Annotated in this window: 3 protein-coding genes; all 3 read right to left on the bottom strand. The window is 76.3% G+C overall.

Annotated features, from left to right (window positions below):
* Nucleotides 1-247: 247 nt before the first annotated feature.
* Complete coding sequence (locus tag SSBG_RS01820; RefSeq protein WP_050776701.1) at nucleotides 248-1,384, bottom strand: PrsW family intramembrane metalloprotease; 1,137 nt, start codon at nucleotides 1,382-1,384, stop codon at nucleotides 248-250.
* Nucleotides 1,381-2,016, bottom strand: a complete 636-nt coding sequence (locus tag SSBG_RS01815) for a hypothetical protein (protein WP_234010307.1) — start codon at nucleotides 2,014-2,016, stop codon at nucleotides 1,381-1,383. The genes SSBG_RS01820 and SSBG_RS01815 overlap by 4 nt, the downstream gene beginning before the upstream one ends.
* Nucleotides 2,017-2,126: 110 nt before the next feature.
* Nucleotides 2,127-3,767: a phosphoglucomutase (alpha-D-glucose-1,6-bisphosphate-dependent) gene (gene pgm / locus SSBG_RS01810; RefSeq protein ID WP_008744530.1), complete on the bottom strand. Its 1,641-nt coding sequence runs from the start codon at nucleotides 3,765-3,767 to the stop codon at nucleotides 2,127-2,129.
* Nucleotides 3,768-3,846: the final 79 nt, after the last annotated feature.

Genomic DNA, 3,846 nt, shown 5'->3' with positions numbered 1-3,846 from the left:
GGGGGCACGGGGCCTCGCGGTTCATGGGCGTCGCGGTGGACCAGCGCGGGAGTGTCCCCGCCGGGACTGGGGTCGCCCGTGCTGAAGGAACCGCCGCACGGACACGTAGCCGATGCCATGAGTCTTCCCTTCGCAGAATCTGGGCGATCCTATGCCCCACCCGGGCCCGCGTCATGCACCCGCCGCCGGTCGCGCGGGAGCCCGGGCGTGGCGAGCGCCGGAGGCGTACCGTACGCGCCCGCCGCGCTCAGTAGCCCCCGGTGCCCGATGGGACGTACCGCGCCTCGGCCACCCGGGCCCGCGCCGCCGCCTCGAAGGCCGGTCGCGGACACCCCGTGCCCGCCCGCTCCTCCAGGAGGTCGAGCTGGGCCACCATGAGGCGCGCGTACCGCTCCCGCTCGCTCCCCTGCGGCACCGACGCGCGCGCCCGGCGGCGCCCGCGCCGGGTCAGCAGCAGCTCCGCGCCCGGCGCGACCCCCGGCGCACGCAACTCGGCCCGCGCACGGCGCCGGTAGGCGTGCCGCAGGACGATCCAGAAGCTGCCCGCCAGGAGGAAGTCGAACGCCGCCTTGACGCCCGTGCCGAGCCCCGAGCCGGGGAACGGGGCGTTGAAGAGCCAGTGCATCCCGACCGCCGTCAGCACGCAGGCCGCCGCCCCCGCGCGCCGCCGCCGCGCGGACCCCGGCGACCGGCTCAGCAGCAGCCCCACCCCCGTGCCCGCGACCGCCGACATCGTCCAGTGCGAGCCGAGCCCCGTGTAGAGGACCCGGCCCACCACCGACTGGAGCGCCGCGTCGCCCGGCGCGGTGCCGCCCGTCCCGACGATGCCGTTGAGCGCGTACGTCCAGTTCTCCGCCATCTGGAAACCGAGCCCCACGAGCGCGCCCAGCACCCAGCCGTCCAGCGGGCCCCGCATCCGGGCCGGGAAGGCCACCGCGAGCAGCACGATCCCCGCCGTCTTGACGCCCTCCTCGTTGAGCGGGGCGGTCAGCGCCGCGCCCCACGAGGACGTGAAGCCGATGCCCGCCGTGCGCGACCACACCGCCGAGAGACCACCGTTGGCCAGCAGCGCGCAGCCCGTCGCCGCCGTGGCCCCCCAGACCACCCCGGCCCAGCTCCACCTGCGGTCCGGCGTACGCACGGGCCGCACCCGGCGCAGCAGCGTGAAGGCGACGTACAGCACGACCGCGAGGAGGAAGCCGGACAGGAGCGCGGGCCCGGGGAAGGCCCGGGCCGTGCCGGAGAAGTTCCAGACGAGCACACCGAGCCCGAAGAGGCACAGCGCGACGAGCGCCGCCCCGAGGCGGCGCCGCGCCGCCCAGGCGCGCACCTCGCGGAACCGGGCGGGCGCGGCGGCCGGGGCGGTGGCCGGCGGCGCGCTCACGCCGGCCCGTCCTCGAAGCGGGCGCTGCGCGCGAGCGCGTACCCCTCGCGCAGCGCCTCCCGGTCCGCTCCCCGCCCGCCGAGCACGACGACGGTGACGGCGAAGTCCGCGTCCGGCGCGGCGAAGGCGAAGGCCCGTCCCCGCCGCCCGCCCTGCTCCGCGCTCCCGGTCCGGCCCGGGCGGCCCTCCGTCGTACGGGTGCTCCCCGGCGCCCCGAGCCGCGCGCCCGCGTCCGAGGCCCGCAGCACGTCCCGCAGCCCCGGCCACAGCCGGCCGGCCGCCTCCGTCGTGAGCAGGTCGACGCGGCTCGCGCGCACCCGCACCCCCGCCCGGCCGAGCAGATAGCCGCTGTCCGGGTCGCTCGCGGAGCGGGACAGCTCCCAGCCCCCGCCGCGCACCCGCAGCACCACCCGCCCGCTCCCCGAAGGGCCGATCGTGAGCCGCGCCCCGTCCCGCAGCCCCTCCTTGTCGGGCAGCGCCCGGGCGGCGAGCGGCCACCCGGCGACGAGCGCCACGACGGTCGCGAGCGCCAGGAACACGGCGGCGGGCCGCAGCCGGGTCGCGGGGACGGCTGCTCCCGAGGGCGGCGCGGGCGGCGGCGGGTACACGGGCGGGTGCGCGGGGCTGGGCATACGCCACTGTGGGCACGGGGCCCCGGAGGCCGCGCGGGCGATACGGCCGTACGGTCGACACCCCGCACCCAACCGGGGACGGGGGCCCCGGGCGGGCCCCCGCCGGACCGTCAGCCCTTGAGCGCGTCCCCCACGACGCCCTTCGCCTCCTCCTGCACCTGCTCCAGGTGCCGCGCGCCCCGGAAGGACTCCGCGTAGATCTTGTAGACGTCCTCCGTGCCGCTCGGGCGGGCCGCGAACCAGGCGTTCTCGGTCGTGACCTTGATGCCGCCGAGCGGGGCGCCGTTGCCCGGGGCCTCGGTGAGGACGGCGGTGACGGGTTCGCCCGCCAGGGTGTCCGCGGTGATCTGCGCGGGGGAGAGCTTGCCGAGCACGGCCTTCTCCGCGCGCGTCGCCGGCGCGTCGATCCGCGCGTACGCCGGGTCACCGAAACGGGCCGTCAGCTCGGCGTACCGCTCCGAGGGCGTCTGCCCGGTGACGGCGAGGACCTCCGAGGCGAGGAGGGCGAGGAGGACGCCGTCCTTGTCGGTCGTCCACACCGAGCCGTCCCGGCGCAGGAACGAGGCGCCCGCCGACTCCTCGCCGCCGAAGCCGAGCGAGCCGTCGAGCAGCCCGTCCACGAACCACTTGAAACCGACCGGGACCTCCACGAGCCGCCGCCCGAGCTCGCCCGCGACGCGGTCGATCATCGAGGAGGAGACGAGCGTCTTGCCGATCCCCGCCGCCGCCGGCCACTCGGGACGGTGCGCGTAGAGGTAGCCGATCGCGACGGACAGGTAGTGGTTGGGGTTCATCAGCCCGCCGTCGGGGGTGACGATGCCGTGCCGGTCGGCGTCGGCGTCGTTGCCCGTCGCGAGCTGGTAGCGGTCGCGCTGCGCGATGAGCGAGGCCATCGCGTACGGCGAGGAGCAGTCCATCCGGATCTTGCCGTCCCAGTCCAGCGTCATGAAACGCCATGCCGGGTCGGTGTACGGGTTGACGACCGTCAGGTCGATGCCGTGCCGCTCCGCGATCCGGCCCCAGTACGCGACCGAGGCGCCGCCGAGCGGGTCGGCGCCGATGCGCACGCCCGCGGCCCGTACCGCCTCCAGGTCCACGACCGAGGGCAGGTCGTCGACGTAGGTGCCGAGGAAGTCGTAACGCTGCGTCGTCTCCGCCGCGAGCGCCCGCGTGTACGGGACGCGCCGGACGTCCCTCATGCCGTCCGCGATGATCCGGTTGGCCCGTTCCTGGACCCAGCCGGTCGCCTCGGACCCGGCGGGGCCGCCGCTCGGCGGGTTGTACTTGAACCCGCCGTCGCCCGGCGGGTTGTGCGAGGGCGTCACGACGACCCCGTCCGCGAGATCGCGCTCCCTGGCCTTGTTCCAGCGCAGGATCGCGTGCGACACGGCGGGGGTCGGCGTGTAGCCGTCGTCCGCGTCGATCAGCACCGATACGCCGTTCGCGGCGAAGACCTCCAGCGCCGTGACCCGCGCGGGCTCCGAGAGCGCGTGCGTGTCGGCGCCGAGGAAGAGCGGGCCCGTGGTGCCCTGCCGGGCCCGGTACTCGCAGATGGCCTGGCTCGTGGCCGCGATGTGGTCCTCGTTGAAGGCGGTGTTCAGTGAGGAACCGCGGTGCCCGGAGGTGCCGAAGGCGACCCTCTGGTCGGCGTCGGCCGGGTCCGGGTGGAGCGCGTAGTAAGCCGTCACCAGCGCGGGGATGTCGGTCAGGTCCTCGGGCAGCGCGGGCTGTCCGGCTCTGTCGTGGGGCATGTGCCACTCCTCGTCGGGGTTCGGCCGCTGTGGTCGGTTCGCGGGCCCGCCACGGGGACGGGCCGCCCCCATCATTCAG

The sequence above is a fragment of the Streptomyces sp. SPB074 genome, assembly GCF_000154905.1.
GTDB lineage: Bacteria > Actinomycetota > Actinomycetes > Streptomycetales > Streptomycetaceae > Streptomyces.
The sequence above is the reverse complement of the archived record's forward strand: the minus strand, read 5'-3'. Positions and strand labels throughout refer to the sequence as shown.

Excerpts from the sequence above, each read along its gene's own strand:
- SSBG_RS01815 (WP_234010307.1), bottom strand. The coding sequence starts at position 2,016 with ATGCCCAGCCCCGCGCACCCGCCCGTGTACCCGCCGCCGCCCGCGCCG.
- pgm (WP_008744530.1), bottom strand. The coding sequence starts at position 3,767 with ATGCCCCACGACAGAGCCGGACAGCCCGCGCTGCCCGAGGACCTGACC.